Annotated in this window: 19 protein-coding genes, 1 pseudogene and 1 CRISPR repeat array (1 of these 21 running past the window's edge); of the genes and pseudogenes, 4 read left to right on the forward strand and 16 right to left on the reverse strand. The window is 70.3% G+C overall.

Features of this window, described 5'->3' with window-relative positions; all coding sequences use genetic code 11:
* Positions 1-52: a CRISPR direct-repeat array (repeat unit 37 nt) (it extends 583 nt beyond the left edge of the window).
* A 1,928-nt stretch (positions 53-1,980) separates the two neighbouring features.
* From BCF44_RS20700 to BCF44_RS20755, 12 genes are all read right to left on the reverse strand, one after another.
* Entirely contained in the window at positions 1,981-2,454 is a 474-nt protein-coding gene (locus BCF44_RS20700; RefSeq protein WP_170217642.1) for a reverse transcriptase family protein, read from the reverse strand.
* Positions 2,447-3,199: a CRISPR system precrRNA processing endoribonuclease RAMP protein Cas6 gene (gene cas6, locus BCF44_RS20705; RefSeq protein ID WP_170217643.1), complete on the reverse strand. Its 753-nt coding sequence runs from the start codon at positions 3,197-3,199 to the stop codon at positions 2,447-2,449. The genes BCF44_RS20700 and cas6 overlap by 8 nt, the downstream gene beginning before the upstream one ends.
* A gap of 167 nt (positions 3,200-3,366) precedes the next feature.
* The gene (locus BCF44_RS20710; protein ID WP_116175941.1) at positions 3,367-3,549 is read right to left on the reverse strand and encodes a hypothetical protein; all 183 of its coding nucleotides are present in this window, start codon (positions 3,547-3,549) and stop codon (positions 3,367-3,369) included.
* On the reverse strand, positions 3,549-4,763 hold the full coding sequence (cmr1, locus tag BCF44_RS20715; RefSeq protein WP_116175942.1) for a type III-B CRISPR module RAMP protein Cmr1: 1,215 nt from the start codon (positions 4,761-4,763) through the stop codon (positions 3,549-3,551). Before cmr1 ends, BCF44_RS20710 begins: the two co-directional genes overlap by 1 nt.
* Positions 4,760-6,115 (reverse strand): hypothetical protein, encoded by a 1,356-nt coding sequence (locus BCF44_RS20720; protein ID WP_116175943.1) that lies wholly within the window; start codon positions 6,113-6,115, stop codon positions 4,760-4,762. Before BCF44_RS20720 ends, cmr1 begins: the two co-directional genes overlap by 4 nt.
* Positions 6,112-7,077, reverse strand: a complete 966-nt coding sequence (locus BCF44_RS20725) for a hypothetical protein (protein ID WP_116175944.1) — start codon at positions 7,075-7,077, stop codon at positions 6,112-6,114. Before BCF44_RS20725 ends, BCF44_RS20720 begins: the two co-directional genes overlap by 4 nt.
* Positions 7,074-7,889 carry a type III-B CRISPR module RAMP protein Cmr6 gene (gene cmr6, locus BCF44_RS20730; RefSeq protein ID WP_116175945.1) on the reverse strand — a complete coding sequence of 272 codons (816 nt, stop codon included), beginning with the start codon at positions 7,887-7,889 and terminating at the stop codon, positions 7,074-7,076. Before cmr6 ends, BCF44_RS20725 begins: the two co-directional genes overlap by 4 nt.
* Complete coding sequence (gene cmr5, locus BCF44_RS20735; protein ID WP_116175946.1) at positions 7,889-8,302, reverse strand: type III-B CRISPR module-associated protein Cmr5; 414 nt, start codon at positions 8,300-8,302, stop codon at positions 7,889-7,891. Before cmr5 ends, cmr6 begins: the two co-directional genes overlap by 1 nt.
* On the reverse strand, positions 8,299-9,234 hold the full coding sequence (cmr4, locus tag BCF44_RS20740; protein WP_170217644.1) for a type III-B CRISPR module RAMP protein Cmr4: 936 nt from the start codon (positions 9,232-9,234) through the stop codon (positions 8,299-8,301). Before cmr4 ends, cmr5 begins: the two co-directional genes overlap by 4 nt.
* On the reverse strand, positions 9,234-10,265 hold the full coding sequence (locus BCF44_RS20745; protein WP_116175948.1) for a type III-B CRISPR module-associated Cmr3 family protein: 1,032 nt from the start codon (positions 10,263-10,265) through the stop codon (positions 9,234-9,236). The genes cmr4 and BCF44_RS20745 overlap by 1 nt, the downstream gene beginning before the upstream one ends.
* Positions 10,262-12,034, reverse strand: a complete 1,773-nt coding sequence (locus tag BCF44_RS20750; RefSeq protein WP_147328562.1) for a Cas10/Cmr2 second palm domain-containing protein — start codon at positions 12,032-12,034, stop codon at positions 10,262-10,264. The genes BCF44_RS20745 and BCF44_RS20750 overlap by 4 nt, the downstream gene beginning before the upstream one ends.
* Positions 12,035-12,099: 65 nt before the next feature.
* Positions 12,100-14,265 carry a hypothetical protein gene (locus BCF44_RS20755; protein ID WP_116175950.1) on the reverse strand — a complete coding sequence of 722 codons (2,166 nt, stop codon included), beginning with the start codon at positions 14,263-14,265 and terminating at the stop codon, positions 12,100-12,102.
* An 89-nt stretch (positions 14,266-14,354) separates the two neighbouring features.
* Between BCF44_RS20755 and BCF44_RS20760 the strand changes: the two genes are divergently transcribed.
* Entirely contained in the window at positions 14,355-16,337 is a 1,983-nt protein-coding gene (locus BCF44_RS20760) for a hypothetical protein (RefSeq protein ID WP_147328563.1), read from the forward strand.
* On the opposite strand, the gene BCF44_RS20765 is transcribed toward BCF44_RS20760, so the two are convergent.
* Together BCF44_RS20765 and BCF44_RS20770 are read right to left on the reverse strand one after the other, a co-directional pair.
* Positions 16,273-17,190, reverse strand: coding sequence for a hypothetical protein (locus BCF44_RS20765; RefSeq protein ID WP_147328564.1), 918 nt, complete (start codon positions 17,188-17,190; stop codon positions 16,273-16,275). The genes BCF44_RS20760 and BCF44_RS20765 overlap by 65 nt on opposite strands.
* 1,955 nt (positions 17,191-19,145) lie before the next feature.
* The gene (locus BCF44_RS20770; protein ID WP_116175953.1) at positions 19,146-20,540 is read right to left on the reverse strand and encodes an IS30 family transposase; all 1,395 of its coding nucleotides are present in this window, start codon (positions 20,538-20,540) and stop codon (positions 19,146-19,148) included.
* 231 nt (positions 20,541-20,771) lie between these two features.
* Here BCF44_RS20770 and BCF44_RS20775 point away from each other — a divergent pair, with 231 nt between their 5' ends.
* A complete protein-coding gene (locus BCF44_RS20775) occupies positions 20,772-21,374 on the forward strand; it encodes a hypothetical protein (RefSeq protein ID WP_116175954.1) in 603 nt (200 codons plus the stop codon).
* 305 nt (positions 21,375-21,679) lie between these two features.
* Here BCF44_RS20775 and BCF44_RS59220 read toward each other — a convergent pair.
* Both BCF44_RS59220 and BCF44_RS55575 read right to left on the reverse strand, forming a co-directional pair.
* Positions 21,680-22,033 (reverse strand): annotated as a pseudogene (locus BCF44_RS59220) (thiopeptide-type bacteriocin biosynthesis protein); the annotation flags it as partial.
* A 49-nt stretch (positions 22,034-22,082) separates the two neighbouring features.
* Positions 22,083-23,099 (reverse strand): hypothetical protein, encoded by a 1,017-nt coding sequence (locus tag BCF44_RS55575; protein ID WP_170217646.1) that lies wholly within the window; start codon positions 23,097-23,099, stop codon positions 22,083-22,085.
* Positions 23,100-23,207: 108 nt separating this feature from the next.
* Here BCF44_RS55575 and BCF44_RS20795 point away from each other — a divergent pair, with 108 nt between their 5' ends.
* Both BCF44_RS20795 and BCF44_RS20800 read left to right on the forward strand, forming a co-directional pair.
* A complete protein-coding gene (locus BCF44_RS20795; protein ID WP_116175958.1) occupies positions 23,208-23,489 on the forward strand; it encodes a hypothetical protein in 282 nt (93 codons plus the stop codon).
* 201 nt (positions 23,490-23,690) lie between these two features.
* Complete coding sequence (locus BCF44_RS20800) at positions 23,691-24,704, forward strand: hypothetical protein (protein WP_116175959.1); 1,014 nt, start codon at positions 23,691-23,693, stop codon at positions 24,702-24,704.
* Positions 24,705-24,714 lie beyond the last annotated feature (10 nt).

Genomic DNA, 24,714 nt, shown 5'->3' on the forward strand with positions numbered 1-24,714 from the left:
TCGCGCAATATGGAGTTTCAATACGCCCTCCGGCGTGACTCCCGTATCAACCGCCACCGCCAGCACGCTCATCATGAGCGCCGAGATGGGGGCGTTTCAATACGCCTCCGGCGTGACTCCCGTACCGACCCTATCTACTTCAGCGAGCCCCCAACCAGCGACAACGAAAACCCGCCGCACGCGGACCCACAACCACAGCCGTCGATGATCGCTTCCCGCCACCTCAGACCATATCGCCGCAGCCCCAGGCGATGCACGCCAGAACAGCATCCGATCTTCACAACCCCCTCTCCGAAGGGAGCAGACCCGACAGTGCAGTTTAGCTACGGCTTGCCCGGTTCACACGGCACGACCGGCCTGAACACCCCGCTCACCCGAATGCCCCTAACAGTCGACCACCTACAGCTCACCCTTCACCATGACCGGTACGCCAGTCGGCGTGAGCCCATCTCGACTAGCTTTGCCGAGGACGTCGTCCCGCCCCGCTGGCCAGCAAGACGTTCCAATACGCCCTGCGGCGTGACTCCCGTATCGCCTTCACTATGCCCGCACGCTGGCCGGAGCCAAGTGCTAGTTTCAATACGCCCTCCGCCGTGACTCCCGTATCAACCTCATCGCCGCGCCCGGCTTCATCGGGTTCAAGACCCCGATGACGTTTCAATACGCCCTCCGGCGTGACTCCCGAATCGACGTGCTGAACGGGCTCGCAATCGTGTTTTCCTGACCGTTTCAATACGCCCTCCGGCGTGACTCCAGTATCGACCCTATCTACTTCAGCGAGCCCCCAACCAGCGACAACGAAAACCCGCCGCACGAGGACCCACAACCACAGCCGTCGATGATCGCTTCCCGTCACCTCAGACCATATCGCCGCAGCCCCAGGCGATGCACGCGAGAACAGTATCCGATCTTCACAGACCCTCCCCGAGCGGAGCAGCCCCGACGGTGCAGCTTAGCTATGGCTTGCCCGGTCCACACGACATGACCGGCCTGAACACCCCGCTCACCCGAATGACCCTAACAGTCGACCACCTACAACTCACCCTTCACCTCGACCAGCACACCCGCCGCCGTGAAGCCCATCTCGACTAGCTTTGCCGAGCACGTCGTCCCGCCCCGCTGGCCAGCAAGACGTTCCTATACGCCATCCTCCGTGACTCCCGTATCGCCAGGGAGCGTTGTCCGTGTTCATCGGAAACGCCTTCAACGTTTCAATACACCCTCCGGCGTGACTCCCGTATCGACAGCCATCATGCAGCTTGTCACGACAAGCCGACCCATAACAGTTTCAATGCGCCCTCCGGCGCGACTCCCATATCGACCACCTCATTGCCCAGCTGTGGCCGCAAAAGCTGATGATGTTTCAGTACGCCCTCCGGCGTGACTCCCGTATCGACAAGATTCCGGCCGCGTCGAGCGCTCGCGCCCCTCGAATTTCAATACGCCTCCGGCATGAGCCCCGTATCAACGTAGCTACCGGGCCGTCGCCTCCACCGAGACCGACGGGTTTCAATAAGCCCTCCGCCGCGACTCCCGCATCGACGTGCCGCTAACGCGATCATCACCTTCGCGCAGAACCCCTTCTGACGTTGCAATACACCCTCCGGCGTGACTCCCGTATCGACTCTTTGCAATACCCGGTGACTATTCCCATTTTGAGTGGTGTTTCAATACGCCCTCCGCCGTGACTCCCGTATCATCGTTTAAGCAAAGCTCGCCGTGACCAAATCGCCATCTAGTTTCAATACGCCCTCCGGCGTGGCTCCCGTATCGACTTCTTGCTCCACTCGATCGACATGCTCTGATCTGTGAATTTCAATGCGCCCACCGGCGTGACTCCCGTATCGACGTTGCTGAAGTGGGTTCAGCATGCTGACGGGTCTTTCGATGTTTCAATACGCCCTCTGGCGCGACTCCCATATCGACCCTATCTACTTCAGCGAGCCCTCAACCAGCGACAACGAAAACCTCTATCGCCGATCAGGATCCCAGCAGCCGACGCAGCCGCGTGAGGTCGACGCTGGGGAAGCAGTCATGCAGATCGGTGTGCAGCACACAGCCGAACCCCTCCTCACGCAGCCGTGCCAGCGCTTGGACTGCGTCCACGACGCCCGGTCCGGGCCGGAACCCGAAGCTACCCGGGCCTAGCACGGGGTCCAGGTGCGGTCTCAGATGCGACAGCAGGTCTCGCTCCACGACGCGGTCAGGCACCGTCGGCACACGCAGGACCCGATGCCCGCCGTCCTTGGGGATCACCACCTCGGTGAGCAGGCCCGGCTGATACGTGCCGGAGGCGAGCAGGTCGGCCAGGTCAGCCAGCGATTTCTCGGCGTCGCCGGCGAACCGGCGCACTCCGGCCGACAGTTGATCATCCGCGGCGTCACTGGCGAGGACCTGCTCCGACGCCGGGGTGAGGCAGCGTGGGTCGATGGCCGCGGCGAGGAGGTCACCCAACGCGCGCCGCCTGCCCGGCCGGTCGCGGGGCACGGGCCCCGCCGAAGCCGCGGGTGGTGTAGGCGCCGATGCCGCTGAACGGGGCTAGCCGCGCCAGGGCGGTGACGCCGGTCGGGTCGAAGCCAGGGGTGTCCACGGCGAAGCGGACCTGTCCGGAGAAGCCGCCGACCGCGACCGACACGGGCCTGCGGGTGCCGGTGCTGTCGGCGCGGTCGTGCAGCACGACCTGCTCAACAGTGGTGGTCCCGTCCACACCCGTGACCACGATGGGGTCGCCGGACAGGTCGACGGTCACGTCGGCGATGTCGGCGGGCGCGAAGGTCCGCCAGGACGCGCGCAGGCTGCCCAGGACTGCGGACGGCGCTGGCCAGGGCAGGAACCGGTTGCCGCGTCGGAAGGTGACGGGGCTGATGAAGCGGAAGGCCCATTCGGTGGTGACGGGGCCGTGCAGCAGCTGTGCCCAGGTGCAGGCGGCGATCTGGTGGACACCCGTCGGTCGGCCCGCGGCGGGTGCGTGGCGTCGTCGTGTGTCCTCGACGCCGGTGATCAAACGGTCGGCGAGGGTGTCATCAAGCAGCCCGACCTCGACCACAAGGCTGCCGGGCTCGCGGCGCGCGGTCCACGACCAGGGTTTGCGGTTCGCGTGGTGGTCGGTGTCCAGGCAGCGGGCCAGCATCCGATATACCGTCCTGCGGTCGAGCGTCGGGCCGGGCTGGGCGAGGGTCAGTCGCCAGAGGCTGGGCATCAGGCTCTCCTGGGGGTGCGGCGGTCGGCCGGGCGTGGTTGTGGTCGGGCCAGGCATCCCACACGGTGTGCGCGACCGTGTTGTCCGGTGTGGTCAGGTCTGTGTGCCCCGTGTCGCCGGTCAGGCGGGCGGTGGCGCCGGCTGGCAGGAGTCCGGCGGGCACGAGTTCAGCGCGGAACACGGCGGTGAGCAGGGCGTGGGCGGGTGTCGTCGATCGCGACGGGCGCCAGCCAGACCGGTGAGGCGCGGCCGCCGTGGTGGTCATCGTCGAGCCAGCGGGCCAGGATCGGGTGCACCACGCGCGGCTTGAGCACCTCGCCGTCGCTCTCCCAGCGCCACAGGCTCGGCATCAGGACTGCCCACGGTAGAAGTCCTCGGGCAGCCGCCATTCGTCCGTCAGCCATCGTCTCCAGGTGTCGGAGATCGTGTGCAGGTCCGGGATCGTCAGGCCGAACTTGCCTGGGCTGAGGCGGGCGGTGTCGGGGAGCAGCCTCGCGTGGAACAGGAAGGTCACGACGCGCCAGCCGTCTGTGGTCCATACCGGGCGCAGCCAGACCGGGGATGCGCGGCGGATCTTCGCGCCCTGGAATGTCGGTTCGATCGAGGCGCGAAACTCGCCCCGACTGGTGGAGTAGTAGCCCACGGGGAGGCCGAACGCCGCGATGGGATATTTGCCCGAGGAGCCGTGGATGGCATTGACCCATTCCGGGGAGCGGAGATTCTTGCTGATTTCTTCTTCCGGCTCGGCGACGACACGAAACGCCCGCCATTCCTGACCGGCATGCATGAGTGCGGACTGCCAGTCGGGCAGTGCTTCGCCCGCTAGGAACCGGCCTTCCCAGTGCGGAGGGCACAGCACGGGGAACTCGGCCAGGACATTTCCCGGCCTGCCTGTCCATCCGTGCTCGCCCATTCTGCTAATTGCGGGCGGAATGGGCTGGGTGAACAGGACACCCCAGGATTCCGCGCGTGTCGGTGCCCCGAGTGCTTCGTGCCGCCACTTCCCGGGCAGCGGCACGCCGGAGTGGTCGGCACAGCGCAGCTGGCCGAAGCCCCGGCGGACCCGGGCGCCGAGACCGCCGTAGGTGAGCCAGGCCCACAGCGCCAACATGAAGCGCGCGTTCAGCTTCTCGGCGTCCCGGCCGGTAGCGAACCTGATCTTGAGGTCGAATGTCTGGTCGGGGCCGGGAGGCACATAGGGCCGCTTCATGGTGCGCTGCCACAAGCCCTGGCCCATCAGGTACTGGGCCCCGTGAAACCGCTGGTCACGAAGGTCCGGGTAGGCCGCCCACTCCGGCCGCGGGTCGGTGTCGGTCGCCGGCTGGCTGTCCACGCGCAGGGCGATGCGGGAGGGGCGCTCGGGGCGGGCGCTACCGAAGACGGCTTCCTCCTCAGCCCACAGCGCCTTCAGGTCCGTGATGCCGTGGGCGGCGGCCACGGCGCGGAACCAGAAGCGCAGGGCGCCGCGGATGGACGGGACCCTGATGGGGTCGCCGCCCTCGGCGTCGTCGCCACTGAACAGGGGGGTGACGACGCGCAGGGTCAGCGTGGTCCAGGTGGTCATGGCACTCCTCGGATGCGGCGCAGGCGACCCAGCGGCGCGGTGACCGGGCGGTCGTCCCACAGGATTTGCGCGGCCAGGCCGAAGGACAGCGACCAGCCGGTCATCAGCAGCATTGTTGCGGCGGGCGGGGCGGCGTTGGGGGTGGACAGGGCTGCCGCGCACGAGTCGGTGCCCGCGGTGCTCAGCGGCAGGGGCTGCCACGGGTTGTGCTGCCACCAGTCGGTCAGGCACTGGCCGTGGTCGGCCAGCACCGGCACCAGGAAGGCCAGTGTGGTGATGCTCAGCACCACGGTGTGCAGGACGCCGAGGACCAGCAGCACCAAGGCACGGCGTGCCGCCGCGAGCCGGCCGGAGCCGTGCTGGCGGGCCTCGACCATCAGGTATCCGGTAGATGCCGCCAGCAGCGCCGCGCCCAGCGGCCACGCGTTCACGGCCAGCCACCAGCGGGTGGTCAACGTCAGTAGCAGCGCGAGACCGACCGCGGCGGCGGCCGGGATGCGGGGTAGCGCCAGCGGGGTGTAGCGGATGGGGGCCAGGGCGGTGGCGGTCAGGCCGAGGGCGAGCACAGCCACGGCGGCCCAGCGGGCGATCCCGGCGTGGCCGGTGAATGCCAGCGCGGTCACCCCGGCCGCGAGCAGCGGGTAGGCGGCCAGCAGCGGCCAGCGCCACGGGTTGCCGGGGGCCAACGCGGTGGCCGCGCCCGTCACCGAGCCGCGTTCCAGCCAGCGTTCGGCGGCCTCGCCCGCGATCCGGCGCTGGGCGGCCACCGGCCCCAGCCTCAGCCGGCCGGTCTGGCGGGGCAGCGGCGCGATCCGGGGCGCGGGCCAGGCCTCGACCAGCCAGCGCAGGTCACGCTCGAACGCGGCTGGGTCGTCGATCTGGCGGGCGGCCAGCCACGGGTCGTCCTCCCACGCGGTGAGCGCCTGCAGCCACTGCTGCCGAGCGGACTGGGCCTGGCTGTCGATCCGGTGATCGGTCAGGTCCAGGCGCTGGCCGTCGGGGAGTTCGATCACGCGGTGGGGTTCGCCGGTGGCGGGGCCGGTGCGGGCGGGGAAGGTCCAGATCAGGAATCGGAGCCGGGCTAGGGGTGCGCGCAGGTCGGGCGGGATCCGCGCGGGGTCCCAGCGGCCGGTCAGCCAGGCGAAGGCCATGAGGGTGGCCAGCCGGGCGGGCGTGTCGGTGGTGTCTGGGGTGAACAGCAACGCCGGATCGGTGAGCACGCGGCGCAGGTGGTAGGTGTCCGGATCGCGGGACGGGTGGGGCAGGCCGACCGGACGGGCGTCGTGCTCGTCGACGCCGTGCCCGCCGGTGGGCAGTACGTGGGTGAGGTAGTGGTCCAGGATCGCGGTCACAGCACGGCCACCATGATCCGCCCCATCGGGGTGAGCTGTTTGTGCTGGTCAAGGCAGAGGCCGAGCAGTGATCCGCTGGTGATCGACGCTAGGGTGCCCGCGCGGGCGTGCCGGGCCAGGGCCACCAGTTCGGCGTACAGCGCGTTCTGGAAGGACCGCACGGGCACGGCCAGCCGCCTGCCCTCGCTGTACTCCTGCAACATCACGGCCTCGATGACCGGCGGGTGCTCGCCGCCGCGCTCGGGGTCGTGGAACACCGAGTTCATGGCCTCGGCCATCACCAGCAGGTACGGGATCAGCGCCTTGTAGCCGCCGGACAGGTGCAGGACGACCCGCCAGCGCGCGGCCAGGGCGGGGTTGAGCGCGGAGGCCGCGGCCACGTTGCCGATCGCGCCCAGCGCGTCCCAGGTGGCCGCGCCCAGCCCGTGCTCGTCGGCGAAGTCCAAGCCGGGGATCCGGCACAGCACCACCTCGCCGGGCCGGATCAGGCCACGCCGGAACGGCGTGGTTCCGGGGTCGTCGGTGTAGCGGACCGGCGTGGCCTCGGCCAGGCCGTGCGCGACCAGGGTGGCCGTGCGCAGGCCCTCGGCGGTGTCGCTGGCCAGCACCAGGTATGCGTGGCCCTGGTGCGGGTCCCCGGCGGGCTGGGCGTCTAGTTCGGCGTGCACCGAGGTCCACTCCGCGCACAGCTGCGGGTGGGCGCGCAGCGCGCTGACCAGGTCCCGGGCCGGGCCGAGCAGCGTGGCCGCGTCCAGCGGGCCGTCCGCCGGGTCGTCCGGTCCGGCGGTGGCCTGGCGCAGCGCGGCCCGCACCGGGTTGGCCGGGCCGCCGCGGGTGCCGAGCATCCGCGGGGTGAGCGTGCGGGCCAGCAGCTGTCGGTCGGCGCCGTGCACGATCCGCTTCTGCGTGACCTGCATGTCCAGCGACAGCCCGACCGGGATCACGTGCAGCAGAAGGCTCACGGCGCGTGCTCCGCGCTCAACGCCGTGATCTCGGCCGTGCAGTAGCCGTAGCCCGCCGCGGTTTTGCCGCCGATGCCCAGCTCGTCCAGGGCGGTTGCCAGCAGGTCCGCGGCCTGGGTGACCTCGGCGTCCGGGCCGATGAGCAGGGCCTCGAACGGGGTGGCCGCCACGGCCAAAAACCGCACCGGCACCGGGTTGTGGTACTCGGCGGGCGGGCGATCCGGCACGCCGGTGCTGTTGCCGCTGTTGTAGTACGGCGGCACGTGCGGGGCCAGCGTGTCCACCACGACCGTCGGCGGTGTGAGCGGGAACGCGTCCAGGAACACCACCGCGCCCATGGCGGGCTCGTCGGTGCCGGTGCCGGGACGCGGCGCGCCGAACAGGCGGCCGATCCGCTGCGGCGCGGTGACGCGGGCCTGGGCGGCGGCCAGGCCCTTGAGCGCGCTGCCGGGCAGGATCGGCAGGCCGTGGGTGGGCGAGAGGGTCAGGCTGGTTTCGGTGGCGGTGTTCTCGCCGTGCCCGACCACCATCCGCCAGCACGGGGTGATGGCTACCGCCCGCACCGACTGGCCGGGCCGCACCGCGAGCGCGGCGGCGCGGCGCCGGGCGTGCAGGGCGTTCAGCGCCGTCGGATCGACCCCACCGCACAGCCGGGCCACGGTGCGCAGGTGCGTCAGCGTCACCTCGTCGCTGTCCTCGATCAGCAACCGGCGGTGCACCGCGTCGGCGTTGGCTCCAAACGGCAGTGCCCTCAGCGCCCTCCCGGGGTCTGGCCCCAGCACGGCGGCCAGCGCACCGTACAGCTGGGCCATCAGGCACCCGTCCCGGTGACCTGGCCAGTGGTGCTGCCGCGGCGGGCGTTGGCGATGCGAGCCAGCCACACGGCCAGCATCCGGGCCCGGCTCTCCGCGATCAGGTACCGGTGGTGGTCGGCGTTGGCGATGTTGGTCAGGGTGGCGTTGGGGTGCTCGCCCCGGGGGATGCCCGCGCAGTCGGCGGCGTCGTCGAGCAGGGTCGTTGCCGCCTCGCGGTAGGCGGGGCCGTCGATGCCGCCGGCGGTGCTTTCCGCCTTGGCCAGCAGGAACGCCACGCTGGCGGCCAGGCCGCTGGCCATGATCATGTGGGGCAGCCCGGCATAGCGGGTGCGCAGATCGTCGCTGACCGTGCCGGGCACCGTCTTCGCGGCGACCTTGGCGAGTTCGTGGTCGATGCGGGTGGCCGTCATGATCGCGCCTGCGCGGGTGCGCGCAGCTCGGTGATGGCCTCGCCGACCTGCTTCGGGGTGAGCACGCGGCACCACAGCAGGCCCTTGCCGATGGTCTCGTCGCCGCCGAGTTGGAGGGGCATGCCATCGAAGACCTTCAGGTGCTGCAGGGAGTTCTCCTCGCCGCTGAGCAGCGAGACCAGCACGGTCTCGGCGGGCAGGTGTTCGGAGTAGAACGGGCCGTTCTGCACGGTCTTGGTCTCCTCCTTCAGCTGTATCCGGGCCACGGTGTCGGTGCCGAGCTTGCTCAGCTCGGTGAACACGCCGTCCTCCAGCAGCAGCAGATCCGTGGCCAGCTTGGCGCGGGTGTAGGCGAACGCGGCGTCGTGCGGGCAGGCCAGCGCGGCCAGCAGCCGACCCAGCGTGGCGACGTCGGTGTGGGCGGTGATCGTGTCGGTGAACGGGCCGATCAGGCTGCGGCCCGCCCAGTCCGTGCCGCCGTAGGTGCCCGGGGGCAGTGCGGTGAACGCGCCTAGCACGGGCGCGGGGTCCACGCCGAGCAGACGCAGCTTGCGTGACAGCCGGGACAGCAGCAGCGGGCTGGTGGTCCACGCGAAGGTGTTGCGCAGGGTGGGGGCGGGGAAGGCCAGCAGTGCGGCGTCGCCGAAGGACACCGCGCCCTTGGTCAGCTCACCGCCCTTCTCCTGAGGCTGGGCTGTGCGTGGCGCGGTGTCCTGCGGGCCGGGGCCGCGTAGCCGTTCGCCGAACACCTCTGCCGCCCAGGCCTGGGTGCGTACGCGCTCGCGCAGCGCGCCTTTGAGGCTCTGGCCCCAGATCACCGGCAGGCCGGTCGCGGCCTCCCGCTGGATGGGCAGGTCCAGCGCGCCCTCGGCCGCCGACCCGCCGGCGTGCACCGGGGTCTCGGCCAGCAGCACCAGCAGTCGTTCCGCCATCACCATCGTCCTGTCAGGCAGGTGCCGAATCCGGCATTCGTCATGGGTATCTCCCGCTGTCGTGGCAACAGCCCGCCGTGGTGGCGCCGAGCCCAGTCGGCGGCGGCCACGGGCGAGCCGAAGTCGAGGTAGTAGACGGTTCCGGCGGGAACCGCCCAGGTCAGCTGACGGGTCTGCCACACCCCGTCCCGAGGTGATGCGGTGGCGACCGGGCAGGGACCGGTCAGCGCGATCGCGCGCAGTGCCGCCTCCTCGGGCCGCCAGCACACGTCGTCCAGCAGCGCGGGCGTGGCTAGGTACACCGCCACCCGGCCTCCGGGAAAGTGCGGCGGCGCGGCGGGTAGGTGTGGGGCGTCGACCGCGCTCACTTCGGCCAGTCGTCCCCGGCCACCGATCGGCACCAGGTGTTTGGTCACGGCGACGGGTTCGGCGGTGGCGCAGCCGACCAGGAACCGGGTGCCGTCCCGGGGCCGCAGGTGCGTCGCGGCGTAGAGCAGGCCGGCCTCGGCGGTCCCGGCCAGCGGGCCGTCCTGCCGCACCGCCAGCCCGATCCGCTGCTCGGGCCGCCACGGTTCGTGCCTGCCGTGCGCCGTCCACCACTCCGGTGTGACCACCTCGCCGGGCGCCAGTTCGTCGCCGTCGGCGGCCAGCCAGGCCGTCATCGCCTCGCTGTCGAGGAACCCGCCCAGCGCCGCGCCGTTGCCGGTCAGCACCTGCGGCAGCGTGTCGGGCAGGTCGGTCGTGCCGTCCGGGTCGGCCACAATCACGCGCGTCACATGGTGGTCCCGGGTGCGCACCAGATCGTTGGGCATCGGGAACAGCGGCCCGTGGTCGGTTGTGGCCAGGAGCGGGCCGACCAGGTGATCGCCCACCCGCCGGCTGCCCACCGCCTCGCCGATCACGCCGCCGAGCGTGCTGGGCGGCGGTGTGGTCGCCACCGCCACGCTCGCCGCGCCCGCGTCGAAGGACCGCCCGTCGCGCACCATCACCGTGTCCAGCGGTTCGACCGCCAGCCAGTGCAGCCTCGTCATGCCCGCACCCCGCACTCCTGCGCCAGGAACCGCGCGACCAGCGCCGGCTCCGCCGGCCGGTAGAAGATCGGTGTGCCTGGTACTGCGTCCGGCTCGCCGCGTTCGTCCCAGGCCAACTGGTGCAGCGCCTGGGCCACGGCCCCGGCCTCGGCGTCATCGCGCGCCCTGGTCCTGCGCAGGACCAGGCGGGTCAGCTCGGCCTCCACGGTCGGGTGCAGATCGGTGTCTTCGGCCAACCCGGCCAGTTCGTGTTTGTCCTGCTCGAGCTGGCCGGCCAGGCCGCTGGACAGCGCGAACCGGGCGGGTGTGAGCCGCGCCAGCCGGGACGGCAGCTGCGGCGACCACGGCTGGATGAGCCGGGACCGCTCGCCACCACGCCGCAGCACCACTACGGTCAGCGCGTCGCGGTCCTGGCCCTGCCGGGATTCGCTGTTCTTGGCCTTGTCCAGCGCGTCGCGAGCCTGGCTGAGCACCGACCGCAACGGCGAGCGCATGTGCGCGAACACCACGGCCGTGCTCGCGGTGATCGTGCGTCCGTCGGTGTCGCGCAGCGGCCCGTCCTTCAGGTGCTCGTCCACCAGGGCACGCATCTCGGCGGCCAGCGTGATCGCGCCCGCCGCCGGGGCGAAGGCCAGCAGGTCGTCCCCGCCGGTGTAGACCGGCACGCCTGGAAACACGGCGTTCTCGATCGCCCTGCGCTGCGCGCGGCCCAATTCCACGAGCTGCTGCGAGCCCGTGCCCTGCTGGTCGCGGCCCAGCGCGCCCATGGCCGCGCCGAGCCGGTCCAGGTCCTGCAGCAGCACCGCGTAGTACGGGGTCGGCCGCCGGATGCCCAGACGCTCGGCGATGCCCCCGATGGCCAGCGCGGCTGCGCGGCCCTGCCGCACGGTGTCCTCGGCCACGTTCGTCCGGTACTCGCGGTGCAGACTGGCCTGGTTCCACACGTCCGGGTACACCCAGGCACCCAGTGACGTGGCCAGTGGCTCCACGCCGGCGGGCACACCGGTCACCACCGGCCGCTCCGCGGGCAGGCTGGGCGAGCGGCCGACGACCGTGGCCGCCGCGTCGAGCAACGCGGCCACCTCAGCGGCCAGGTCGTCCGGAGCAGCCTTCAGCAGTTCCACCCGGTAGGGCGTCGAGGCGATCGACAACGTGGAGCGCGTCGCCTGACCGCCACGGTCGCGCAGGTAGGTGCGCTTGACCCAGCACGCGGCCGACAGCCGTTCGCCGCGCTCGTGCCGCCGCGCCGTGTCCGGCGCGAGCACGGAGGGCAGCCCCGGCGACACGGCGCACGGCCACACCCCTGATGCGGTCATCACCTCGAACACGCGGGTGCGTTTGCGGGCGGTGGCCAGGTTCTCGGCGCGCTCGCGCAGCGCCGCGTACTCCTGCGGGGTGTCCGCCGGGCCGGTCACCGCCACCCACCACGTGTTCGGCATGCCGGGGGTCGTCGGCGGCGCTGCGCCGAAACAGGCCGCGGCCGCCTGCCGCCACTCCCGGTGGACGGCATCGGCGACCTCCTTGGCCAGGCCCGGACCGGCGCCCTCGTCAGCCAGGAAGGCGATCTTCGAGGTGACGCCGCCGCGCGGTCGGTCGTCGTCCAGCACCGGATAGATCAGGTCCACGCCGAGCTCCCCGGCACGGCGGGCGGCGACGGTCGCGAGGTCCTGAATGATCTGACTGGCGCTGGCCACGTCGGCGGTGGTGCGTGACTCCTGAATGAACTTCTGTACCCCGGACAGGCCCAGCACCACCATGTCCCTGGTCAAGCCGTGCTCCCCTCGGCGTTGATGGATCGGTTGTCGAGCCGCGGCGGGCGGTCGTTACCGCGTGCTCACCGGCTCAGCCAGTCCAGCAGCTCGTGCGCGGCGTCCGCGCTGGTCAGCACGATCTCGGCGTGCTCGCGGGTCAGCACGCGCGGCGGGAACGGGCGGCGCACCAGTTGGCTGTACCGGGCGGACAGGTACGCGGCGTCCGGGCTGTCGCGGTCGGTCACCAGCAGCGTCCTGGCGATATCCCCGCCCAGCGCGGCGACCAGCGTGTCCACGAACAGCGCCTCGCTGAGCCCGTCGGCCGACTTACCGAGCCGCTCGTGCCCATAGAGGCCGATCAGTCGGTTGCCGGTAACCAGGAGGTATCCCGGCGGCAGCCAGTTCCAGTCCTGGGCCCGGCCGGGCAGGGTCAGCGTCGGCCGGTACCAGCGGGCCGTGGGCAGCAGCGCGGCCAACCGCGCCATCACCCGGGCCAACAGCACCCGGCTGGGCGACTTCTCCCCGCTGACGTCCAGCGCCGCCGGATCGACCGCGCGGAAGGACACCGCCTCCGGCCGGGAGGCGTGGGCGACCAGCAGCTGCCCGATCCGGTCGTCCATCGGTCCCAGCGGCTCGGTCGTCCCGTCGAACCAGCGTCGCGAGCCTGACCAGATGTCGGTGTAGCACAGCCGCAGGTCCCCGCGCCCGGCCTCGCTGGCCGCCGCCACCGCGAGATACCCGGCCACGCTGACGGTCTTGGTGCCGCCAGTCACGTCCACCACCACCGGGCCACGCACCCCAGCGATCAGCGCGCCGATGGTGCGGGTCAGCGCGGGCAGCGCGGTCATGGCGATCGGCACGAATCGGGTGGTGGCCCCAGGCGCACCCAGCGCGGCGTCCAGGTCGGTGGCCCGCACCCGGTCGCGGAACTCCGGGGTGCCCAGCACGATCACGTGCCGAGGCCGCTGCCGGTGGGCCGAGGCCACGGTGGCCAGCACGTTGCCCGACAACGTGGTGATGAGCACCGGGCCGTCCAGACCCGTGGGCAGTTCGGCGGGCGGCACGACGGCGGCCACGCTGACCAGCCCGAACCGCTGCGCCAGCAGCGGACGCAGCCGTGGCTGCCCGACACGCAGCCCGATCACCTCGGCCAGCAGGTCACGCAGGTCCGCCTCGGTGATGATGTGCGGGCCGCGCAGGGTCATGCCCGGTCCCAGCAGCAGGGTGCTCAGCTCGTCCGGGGCCGGATGCGGTCCGCCGGATTCACCCGCCTTGTCCATTATGATCGTCAGCGCCGGCCGGGTGGCGCCGCCATACACGGCACGGGCCTTCTGGTTGATCTCGCCCAGCGCGCTGGCCAGGATGCCCTGCGGGTTCCTGCGGTTCTTGCAGCTGATCGCCACCACCCGCTGGCCGTAGCGGGCCAGCACATCCAGTTCGTTCGCGTCGCCGGAGCTAGGCGCGGCCGCGGTGATCGCCTTGGTGTTGAGGTGCACCTCGTCGGGCGCGGGAATCCTGGACAGCACCAGCGGGGCGGCAGTCAGCAGCGCGCCCACGACCAGCTCCAGCGCGGCGCCCGCGGCGTCCCCGCTGCCCAGCAGTGCACCGATGAGTTCCCGGTCCCGCTGGTCCACCGGCACCTCGGGCGGCTGCTGCCCGGTCAGCACGGCATGCGCTAGCCGGCACAGGTCACGGGCGTAGCACGGGCCGCGCTCCAGCGCGGGTGAGCACGGCGTCGGCCCCGGGGCCGACAGGTAGCCGTGCAGGCGGCGGATCGTGTCCAGGGTGAACCCCTCGGGCACGGCGCAGCGCCGGGTGGTGCCATCGTCGTGGTGCACCCGGTCGCCCGACTCGTCCCAGTAGCCGCGCAGGTCCGGCCGGTCGGCGCCGGTCACGGCCAAGTGCGCGTCGCGATGAGTCTGGGCCAGCAGCACCGACATCACCGCGGTGCCGCCGGTGTAGTCGCACGCCCACCCCGCAGGCAGTCCGGCCAGCGGCCGCAGCGCCGCGCGGATCGCGGTCACGTCCGCGGCGTCCGCGCCGACGTCCAGCAGGTGCACGGTCAGCGCCGGGAACCATCCGCCCAGCACCGCGGCGACCCGCCGCGCGTAGTCCGCGGTGCCGCGCGGTCCGGTGGTGTGCACCAGCCACACGGTGTGCGGCCGGTGCTGACAGACCGTCAGCAGCACCGGCACCGGGTTGGTGCCCACGGTGACGGCCAGCGCCACGGCCGAGTTCCCCTCCTCCACACACACAGCATTGAGCGTGCAGCGCATACTCGTCAAGGGAGAAAAGTAACTAGACTGGCTCGGTCCGTTGATCTGGAGAGGACGTGTCGATGCCGCTGCTGCCCGCCGTTGTGCCGGACATCCCGGAGGACCGTGCCCGGATCGTCGCCGCCCGGATCGCGCGCAAGATCGCGCCGCTGTTCGGCGTGGTCTGGCCGGACTCGCCCTTCGGGCTCACCTGGGTGTGCGACTACCCGGCCCTGACCCTGGCCGAGATCGGCCGCGGCGCGCCGCTGCCGCCCCGCTCCGGCGGTCCGGTCGCAGACCGCGCGGTCGTGGCCGGGCCGCGCCGCGCCGACGGCAAGCCGGAAAAGCTGCCCGGCGAACTGGCCAACGCCACCCTGCAACGCTTCGGCCCCGAAGCCAAGGCCGCGGTCGTGCTCACCGGAGCCAACCGGCTGCTGGCCCCGGTCACCGCCGCGATCGGGCAGGCCATGACCGTGCTGGGACCCGCGCTGCCGCCCCGGCTGCGGCTGGCCGGCTGGGCGGGCATGGTGCTGGAGGCGTTCCGCTCCCAGCCCGCGCTGTTCGCCGCGGCCATCCAGGCCCGCGCCATCCAACGAGCCATGCTCGAGGGCTGGGCGCTGCCCGTGCCGCGCACGCTGTCCGGCCGACCCTTCGCCCGCTGCGAGATCGGCGCCACACCCGGCGCGGGCTGGGTGGCGGGCAGCCCGCTCAGCCCGGTGGACCTGGATGTCGTGGACCACACGCTGCCCGCTCTAGACCGGCCCACCGGTCACGACACGCTGGCCAGCCAGTCGCTGGGCTGGCTGGCCGCGTTCGGCACGGCCCACGGCGACGGCTACCTCTGGCTCAGCGAGACCAGCCCCGGGCACCGGGTGGTCGAGGCGTTCGTACCGCAGGGCCAGGCCGTGCAGAGCTATCTCGACGCGGTGCTCCCCGCGCGCCCACCGGACAGGCCGCCATTGCCCGAGCTGCCAAGCCTCGGTGTGCTGACCGGGCTGGATGTGCTGGGCCGGCGGGCAGTGATCATCGGCCTCACCGCAGTCATCCGCCAGATCCGCCGCGAGCCGGACGTGAGCGCCGACGCCCTAGCCGCGGCCCCGGCTGCCATGGATTCCCTGGCCGGGCTCGCCGAGGCCGGGCTGGGTGCCACCGACCCGGTGACGCTGATCACCCGGTGCCGGGCGGCCGACCTCCGGCTGGAGACGGTGCAGGCGGAGTCGGCCCAGGGCCTGGACGGCGCGTGCGCGGTATTGCGGCAAGCCCTAGACCGCTGCCACCGCGCCCACCGCGCGCGGAAGCTGGACCGAGGCACACTGGCCGAGCTTGTGTACGCGGCCAACGTCGAGATCAACGCCGTTCGACGGCTCACAGCCCTCCAGCCGGCAGCCGCACCCGATCCCGTCGAGCTCAACGCGTGGCTGCGCCGTTCCTGGACCGGCTGGCTGGCCCTGGTCGATATCGCGCCGGGCCGGCTGGATGCCGAGGACGCGGCTGTGGCCCAGCAGGCCGGCTACCACCTCAGCGCCTTCGCCAGCTATCTGGCGGGCCAGCATGACGAGGACAGCCTGCATACCGCCGCGCGGCTGTTCGAGAACGCCGTACTGCCCGCACGACGCCGGCGGCACGAGCGCACCGGCGTGTTCCAGCCGCTGCGTGAATCCCTGCAGACCGCGTCCCGTGCGACGACCACGCTCGCCGCACGGGCAGCCGCTGCGGGCGAGATCGACCAGGCACGGCGCTGGGCGGCGCTGGGCCACCGCTGGATCGGCGCTGCCCTGGCCGGTCCCGGCGTGCGGGAACTGCTGGCCAGCTCCAGCGAGATCGCCGCCCGCCTGGCGCTGCTGGCCGCCCCCGCGCTGCTGGCCGCCGTCGAGTATTCGGTGCCCGGCGCGGGCCTGGCCGAGATCGACGAGGCTTCCCGACTGGCCGCTGTGGCCCAGCGCTTCGCCGCGCAGGCGGCGCCGGACGGCCAGTACGCCCGCCAGCCGGAGATCGACGCGATCATCCGGCACGCCGCTGAACTGCGTGACCGTCACGAACGCGGTGTCCGTCATGGCCTGGCATGAGCAACCTGAACTGCCGCGGCCGCGGCGAAGAAGATGACCGCTGACCCAGCCCGCCGGGTGACCCCGCGCGCCAGCGGGTCACCCGGCCCGACCACCTCCGGCCCGCCCGGCTCACCACGCACCGGTGTTGATCCCAGTGCCGGCCGGTGTGCTCGCCGCCCAGCCGGCGGGCCAGGGCCGGATCATCGGCCGACGCCGGCCAGTCCTGGGCGTTGGCCTCGTTGAGCAGCAACAGCGCCACGTACCGGCGCGGCTGCGTCAGCCGCCAGGACTCCAAGCCCTCCCGGCACCAGGCGCGCACCAGGACAAACGGGTCCCTGCACGCGTCATAGCTCCAGTACCCGCGCACCGCGGCCAGCGGGCCGCGGTGCGCGACCGCACGCAGCCCGTCCAGCATCCGCTCCAGCCACACGTCGTCCACCACGATCCGGTGCCCCGCGACCGGCAGAACCGAGTGATACCCCACGGCCAGCACGGTGCACACCACCAGCGCCCGACCCGCCGCCGGCACGTCCGGCAGGAAGGAAGCCGCAGCCAGCCACCGCTCCGGCCTGGCCACCAGCCCGGCCTGACGCAACCGCGCGCGCACACTGTCCCGGTAGGTATTACCCGCCACCGCGGCCACATAGCCCGGAGCCCAGCCTGTGGGCCGCAGCCGCCGGTAGCGGGCCAACACGTCCACGTAGACCGCGGATACCAGGTCGGCACACACCGCGCAGTCCCGCTCGCGGCCGGCGCAGCCGCGGCCGCGGTGCACATTACGTTTCGCGCCGGTCAAACCGCGCGACACCGCCTCCCGAAACGCCAGGCCATCCCGTTCCGGGCACAACAACAACCCGCCCGTGGTCATCACGGAGTCCCTCCACCAGGACCGCGGCCAATCCGCAGCCGGACCAGCCACCTGATGCTCAGGGCTCCACACATGAGCGATTGCCCCGCCAGTCTCACACAAGCGGGCAACCATCACCAGATCCGATGGGCTCCGGGCTGCCCGTCAGTCCCTCAAGAAGAACCGTACCGTCGCACACGGGTAAGCAGTCGCACTGTCCACTGGCCACCAAGGACCGACAAATGGCACGGGCCAGCTTCTCAGCACGCCCGCCGCGCTATTCCGGTGCCAAATGGTCGCAAACAGCGGGAAAGGAAGACTACAAAATTCCCGACGGGTTCCCTTTGGGTTACTTCTCAGCGAGTGAGGGTCTTGCCGCCCACGTCGCGGGCAGCAAGACTCGATGACATGATTTCGGTTGCTACCGGTAGTACTCGCGCTAACCGAATTGCCGCCATTCATGTTTTCCATATACCCTTGGGCATGCTTTCGGTTTCCTCCCGCGCTGGAGAACACCTTAACCCTGCCCAAAGACGTTTCCGTACGCCCTCGAGCGCGGTTTCAATTGCCACTGGGACGTCGACATCAACAAGTTCACCCTCACATTTCTATACACCCTTGGGTGTGGTTTCGATTGCCACTGCCCGACAGCAAGCAGTTCGGCATGGTGTTTCTACACGCCCTTGGGCGTAGTTTTGGGCGCGTCCACCACGTTCGACGACTTCGACATCGACTACAACCGGTAGTTTCTGTACGCCCTTGGGCGTAGTTTCGGGTGCCACCCTGCCCGAACAAGCACGATAACTCTACGTCGCCGCCCATGGCAGGAGAAACTTAGCGCGCACGCTGCGACACGCCATGAGTACGCTTCCGAACCTCTCGGCGCGTCGCTCCACGCTCCAGGTTCCAAACCTGCGCCTGACATGGTTTCGGTTGCTACCAGCCCTAAGCTTGGGCCATCACCAACGGTCATAAGTTTCTATACACGCTTGGATGTGATTTCGGTTGCCGCCGCCGACCTGATCGACCCAAACGGAGCCGCACGATGGTTTCTATGCACCCTTGGGCGTAATTTCGGTTGCCACGGGTTGTCCCACTCTGACATCGGTCGGCGACTCGGTTTCTACACGCCCTCAAACGTAACCCCGATTGCCTCTTCGACTACGAGCCGGCCAACCACCCAAGCAACAACGTTTCTATACATCCTCAAGCGTGACCCCGGTTGCCACTTATGCCTTCCGTGCTCACACAACCGACCGATCGAAGTTTCTATACGCCCTCAGACGTGCCCCCGATTGCCACCGACGAGCGGGATGTCTCTCGGATCCGCACCTACCTGTTTCTGTAAACCCTTGGGCGTAACTTCGGTTGCCACGGCTCCCTGGGCACCTGGAAGATCATCGGGCCGCCGTGGTTTCTGTACGCCGTTGCGCGTGACTTCGGTTGCGACCACCGTGCCGACTACCCCAACAGTCCCGGGAGGACGTTTCTGCACGCCCTTGGGCGCGACTTTGGTTGCCATCTGCGTGGACAGTCCACTTACGACAGTGATCATCGCAGTTTATATACGCCCCGGGCGTGGTTTCGGTTGCCGCCTAGGTGCGATCAGCAGCAGGCTAGCACATACTCGTTTCCGTACGCCCTTGGGCGTGGCTTCGGTTGCACCCTGCCTGAACAGGAACGATAGCCCCCGCGGCCACCTGTGGCGAGAGAAACTTAGCGCACAGGCTGCGACACGCGACGAGCGCGCTTCCGAGCCTCTCGGCGTGTCGCCCTACGCTCAGGGTTCCAAACCACCGTCTGACATGACACGGTATGGGCGATCCGAAACGGGTTGTGGTGGTCCGGCGCAGCGGTCGTGTGTCGCCTGCTGGGATTGACCCGATTCGACGGACAGGGTCGATATGTGGTCAGGCTACCTCAAGCTGAGGAGTAGCCACCCGCGTGGCTTCGTAGGCCGCGGGGCTGAAGGGGCGGATTCAATCGGTGGACGCAACACCAGTGTTTTGGACTGATCGTAGATGATCGTCGAGGGCTTCGGCGGGTGTCTTCCAGCCAAGTGTCTTGCGGGGCCTCGAGTTGAGAGTGGCAGCGACCGCGGCGAGGTCCTCAGCGCTCCAGCGGGACAGGTCGGTGCCCTTCGGGAAGTACTGGCGCAGCAGTCCGTTCGTGTTCTCGTTCGTGCCACGCTGCCACGGGGAATGCGGGTCGGCGAAGTAGACGGGCAGCCCGGTCTCGACGGTGAACTGGGCGTGCGCGGACAACTCCTTGCCGCGGTCCCAGGTCAACGACCGACGCAACTGCTCGGGAAGCTCGGTGACGGTCTTCGCGAGGGCGCCCGCCATCGTGACCGCGCCGTAGCCGGCCAGCGCCGGGCCGTTCTTCGTGCGCGGGATGACACCCCAGCCTTCTTCCCGGGGCAGGTGCACGAGCATCGTGAACCGGGTCGTTCGCTCGACCAGGGTGCCGGTCGCGGAGCGCTGCAGTCCGATGACCAGGTCGCCTTCCCAGTGCCCAGGCACGTCGCAGTCGTCGGCTTCGGCTGGGCGCTGGCTGATCAGGACCTCCGGGGTGACGTGCGCCCATGCCTTCTGCCTCGACCTGGCACGCGGGACCCGTAGAGCCCGGCCGGTGCGCAGACAGGCGACGAGCTCGCGGTTGAGGGCGCCGCGGCCCTGCACGTAGAGGGCCTGGTAGATCGCCTCGTGGCTGATCCGCATGGACTCATCATCCGGGAAGTCGACCGGAAGCCGGTTCGCGATCTGCTCCGGGCTCCACGCCGTCGCCCAGGCCCGGTCACCGCGATGCGGCTTGTTGCGGCCTTTCCACGCCGGACCGTCAGGACCGATCACGGCGCCGCCGGCGTCGTGGATCTCACCGGACAGGCGCTGCTGGACGTAGTCACGCAGCCGCTCGTTGACGACGAGTTTGGCAACCTTGGGACGCTTCGCGCGCCGTTCGGCATGCCATTGCGCGGTCGAGGCTTTGTAGTCAACGCCGTAGGTCCGGGTCGAGGCGTTGCGGCGCAGTTCCCGGGAAATCGTCGAGGGATGCCGGCCAACCCGCCGGGCGATCGCGCGCACGCCGAGGCCTTGAGCGCGCAGCAGCGCGATGTCCTCGCGCTCGATGAACGACAAGTACCGGCCAGAGACCGTTGTGGACAGTTGCGGGTTCACTCCGCCAGCGTGACGGAACCACCGATAGCCGACCGGAGCCGACACGCCAGCCGTCTCCGATGCCTCGTCGGTCAGGACGCCGGTAGCGATCGCGGCCCAAAACCTGACACGGTCTTCGCGCCACGCCACCGTTGGACGCCCGGGCGACGGCATCTGCCCCCGGTACTCACGAACCTGCTTCTGCTTCGGTCCGGCCATTCCACACCCCTGATGTCGAGGTGTTGCCACGACCAGTTGAATCCGCCCCCGATGGGATGATGATCAGCGCAACGCCTCCGGCTTGGCGGGGTGCCGCGGCAATGGTTTCCGGCGCGGCGTACGGAGAGCGCCAGGTTGGTCAAGGATCGCCAATGGGAGACGTAGTGCCCCATCTCCTCGATGTGGGACGACCGAACCCGAAGGTTGTCACTGAGCAGATGAGGGTGATGTATGGGACACAGCGATCCGGACGACACCAAGCTGGCGTTCGCGACGAACGAGATGTCCGGCGCTATCACGGGGGCGGTGCAGGCCGGTGTCGTGCAGAACATCCACTTCCACACTGGGTGCGCGCACAGCGACCTGACGCCGCAGTTCGAGGTCCGGAGCGTTCCCAACAGCGACGACGAGACCATGTACGTGTGGTTCACGTTGGTCGGGCCGGGGGCGCTTGACCGGTTGGATGAGGTGGTCGTCAGCGTCCGGGATGAACTGCGGCTCGCGCCTAACACGATCACCGGCAGGGCACCTGAGGATGAGGTCCGGAACGTGGTGCGGGGAGCGCGGCGTTTCCGTCCTGGCGTGGACAAGGCCGACCGGTTCGGCCGGGCCGCGACCGTGCCGTACCCGTTGGAGATGGGTGACCGGACCCGGTTGTACCTGGAGCGGACCTTCCCACCGGCGTGGACGGGTTCCAACGTCCAGTGGTGGCGACGCCAGCACGCCCGTTCGCCGCTCCGGCTGCGGTTCACGTGCCGCCGGGACGGGCTCGGAGTCGGGTTGTGGCGGATCCCAGTGGACATCGAGGCGCCTGTGGCAGTCGACGGGCGGTAGTGGCGGCAACAAGGTGCGGGCGGCCACGTGAACTGCGCCCCGGCTGCTGCAGTTGTTGCGGCGGCGGTGGTCGGGTGCGGGGTCGGATGCGTCACGCCGTCCGACCCAATTCCCCTCGTTCGGTCGCGATCGCGGGGATGCCGTCATTCGAACACCACCTCCCGCACCGCAGCGGCAAGAACGCTTTGGGTTTCGTAGGACAGCCCGAGTCGATTCCAGTGGAAGATCACATGGTGGGCGAGGACGGCCTGAAGGCCCCGTGTGAGTTCGCCGCGGCGAGCGAGCCGCCCACCTCCTTGTCCGCCTCATGGAACGTTGTGATCCATCCAACGATGTCCGCGAGTTGACCGCCGGCCGCGGCCAACGGGCTGTCCGGGGCCGCATCGACGATCAGCAGACGCCGTAGCCCTCGGACAAGGGCCTGTGACTGGTCGCTCGGAAGCTGGTCTGGCAGCGGCCGGTTGTCGGCGACGCGTGCCCCACACGTCGCCCTGTTCGTGCCAGTCCTGCCCGGCAGCACGCAGCATCGCGCTACACAGCAGGATCGTGTGCTCGCGCCGACGATCACCGGGGCCGAACGTGCGGGCGAGGATGTGCTTGCTGTCCTGGTGGAACAGACGGTGCGCAGTCGCCATGCCGTCAGCTCCACCGAACGCGTGGACCTCGGGCTCAGCGACGCCAGCCGCGCGCGGTCGATGTCGGTGAAGGTCACGGTCGCGGTGAACACGCTGCCGATCCGGAACGCCACCGCGGTGCTGACCATCGCGTTGTCGGCGTGCTGGGTGCCAGCTCGTCCGCGGCGGGGCAGCGTGCCGTTGGGGATCTCGGTGTGCCAGTAGAATTTGCGGCCCCGCACGGGCCGTGGCCGCGACGGCGTGTCCGCGGCCGATCCCCATTCCGCAGCGCCGGGGTGCCGACATTGCCCGCGACATCGCGGGAATTAGCCAGATAGAACTGGCCGGCGCCAGGGCGTGGGGAACTCGCCGGCGGCAGCGTGACCTCGATCGTGCCGGTCCCGGGCGCGGCGACCGCGTCGCCGACGCGGACGTGCCCGCGGTAGCCGCGCTGCAGCGCCAGGCCCTTGTCCTGCTGCTCGCCGCGAGTGTCGGCGGTACCAAACAGCCGACACGACGGGCACAGCTCGGCCGGATCCCAACACGGGGCGTGGGCGCCCACACGCGCGCTGACCGGGTACTGGCCGGGTGCGCGCCAAATGCGGGACAGGCGCAGCTGCGTGACCTCGCCGTTGCTGTCGCGCAGCACCCACAGGGGTTGTCCGATGTGGACTGTCTCGCGGGCCAGGCATCGCCGCCCAACCGTGACGGTCCGGGGCGGACCGTCCTTCGGCGTGTGCGTGTAGGCAACGTCGGTGAACCGCTGGGTCTGCGGGACGCGCGCCAGCCGCGCGGGCCGCAGATCATCGGCGCCGGCCACCGCGTTGCGAAACACCGCCCACACCGACGCGGACACCACTCGGGTGTCGGTACCGAGCTTGCCGATCGCCGCCCAGTACGGAAACACGGGGTTTCGGGCGCCGGCGTCGCTGATGACCACGATCCACTCGCCGTGGGGGTCGACCCGCGCGGTCCGCGCCTTTCCCGCGGGATCGAATCCCACCTGCAGCCGGTCCCCCGAGCACAGCCCGACCGGCTGCGCCTGCTGGTGCAGCTGCTCCAGCACGTCCTGATGCAGGCGATGCTTGACCGGATCACGCGGCTCGCACAACCGCACCTCCAGTCCCGTGCCGTCCTCGCCCGGCGGGACACGACCACCCCGAGTCGCAGCGCGTCCGTCCCCTGTTCGGCGGGCTGCCGGTAGAAGGGCACGAAGTCGGTGTCGAGCACCCGCAGGCAGCTGCCGGTCGCGGCCTCGTGCAGCGCCCGCACCGCACCGTGCATCGCCGATCCCAAAATGATCGGCTCGCGGCCACCGTCCACGCCGGGCCGGGTGGGCGTCTGCGGGGCGGTGTCGCTGCCGAATCCCCGCACCAGCACCGGGGTCCGCGCGGTGTATCTGACCCGCACGGCGCCGGTCAGCAACTCCGGATCGCCGCCGTCATGCCCCGGCGGCCTGCCGCGCTGCGGTGGCGTGGTAGGTAACGGCAGGAAGGTGTAGGGGTTGACGAAGACCTGGTCAGCTAAGGACACGCCCCCCACGTGTAACAGATCACCAGTTGGAAACGTCTCACAGTATCGACATAATGACCCGCCGTGTCGCGAAACCGCTGAGGGGGCTGCACCCGAGATGACCACCAGGCAGAACCATCCTCGGCGGTCACGGTTGGGCTCCTGGCTGAAAAGGCCCTCCCACACTCGCGTGACCGCCGCGAACGTCGCGGTGGTGGTGGCCGCGGCCGGTCTGACCTCGACCGCCGGCTTGGTCGTCGGGGATCTGCTGCCCAAGCCAGCACCAACCGACGTGATCGTCGCCAGCCGCGTCATCGCCGTCGTGATCATGTTCGTCATCCTCGTCAGCGTGCTGACGCTGCGCGGCCGCATGCACCGAGTCACCGGAACCCTGTTCTACCTCAACGTGCTCGACGAGGACTGGGAGGACCGCCGGCAGGAAGCGGCGCGCACCGCCGCCGCCCAGCACCAGGCGTTTCGCTCCGTGAGTCGCTGGGTCGACCTGCACCACCGCACCAGCCCCGAGGGGGTCATCGAAGTCGCCGACATCGCCCGCGAGGTCGGCGTCACCATCGAAGACTTGATCAACCTCGACACCCCGCAGACCGGATACACGGTGGCACCGAACATGCCCTGGCCGCTGGCGCTGGCCGTTGGCACCCATCTGCCCGCGCCGCCGGGACTGCGTGTCGCCCAGTTCTACGACGACGAACCCGTCGACTCCTTCCCCCTGGCCGCGCCGCGCCAGCAGCTGACCCGGCACGACCACCGCACCATCGGGAGCGGGGGGCGTATCGGGGTGTGGCTGGCCTTCACCGCCGCGGCGGAGAAGTTCACCATCGAGCAGTTCAGCGCCTTCGGGGCCGGCGACGTGCACGTCATCAGCGCGGAGCAGGGTCCGCCGACCGCGCAACGACCGGCCCGCAGGCTCACCGCGGCCGAACTCGCCTCACTGCCCGCCGAACTGGCCGAGTACCTGGTGACCTTCCGCACCGAAGCCGACCGTCAGCAGCGTGAACTGGTCGTCGTCGCCATGATCCCGTCGTCTGTGGCGCTGGCCGTGGGTTGGCGCCTGGCGCGCCACCGATGCCGGTTCTTCTCCGGAACGCACCTCATGCACTACGACCAGAAACGGGGACTGCTGCCGATGCGCGCCCGGGAATCTCAGCCAGGCCACCCACCTGCACCGGTCGCGTATGCCTAGCCGCTGGGAA

Source organism: Kutzneria buriramensis, assembly GCF_003387475.1.
Lineage (GTDB): Bacteria > Actinomycetota > Actinomycetes > Mycobacteriales > Pseudonocardiaceae > Kutzneria > Kutzneria buriramensis.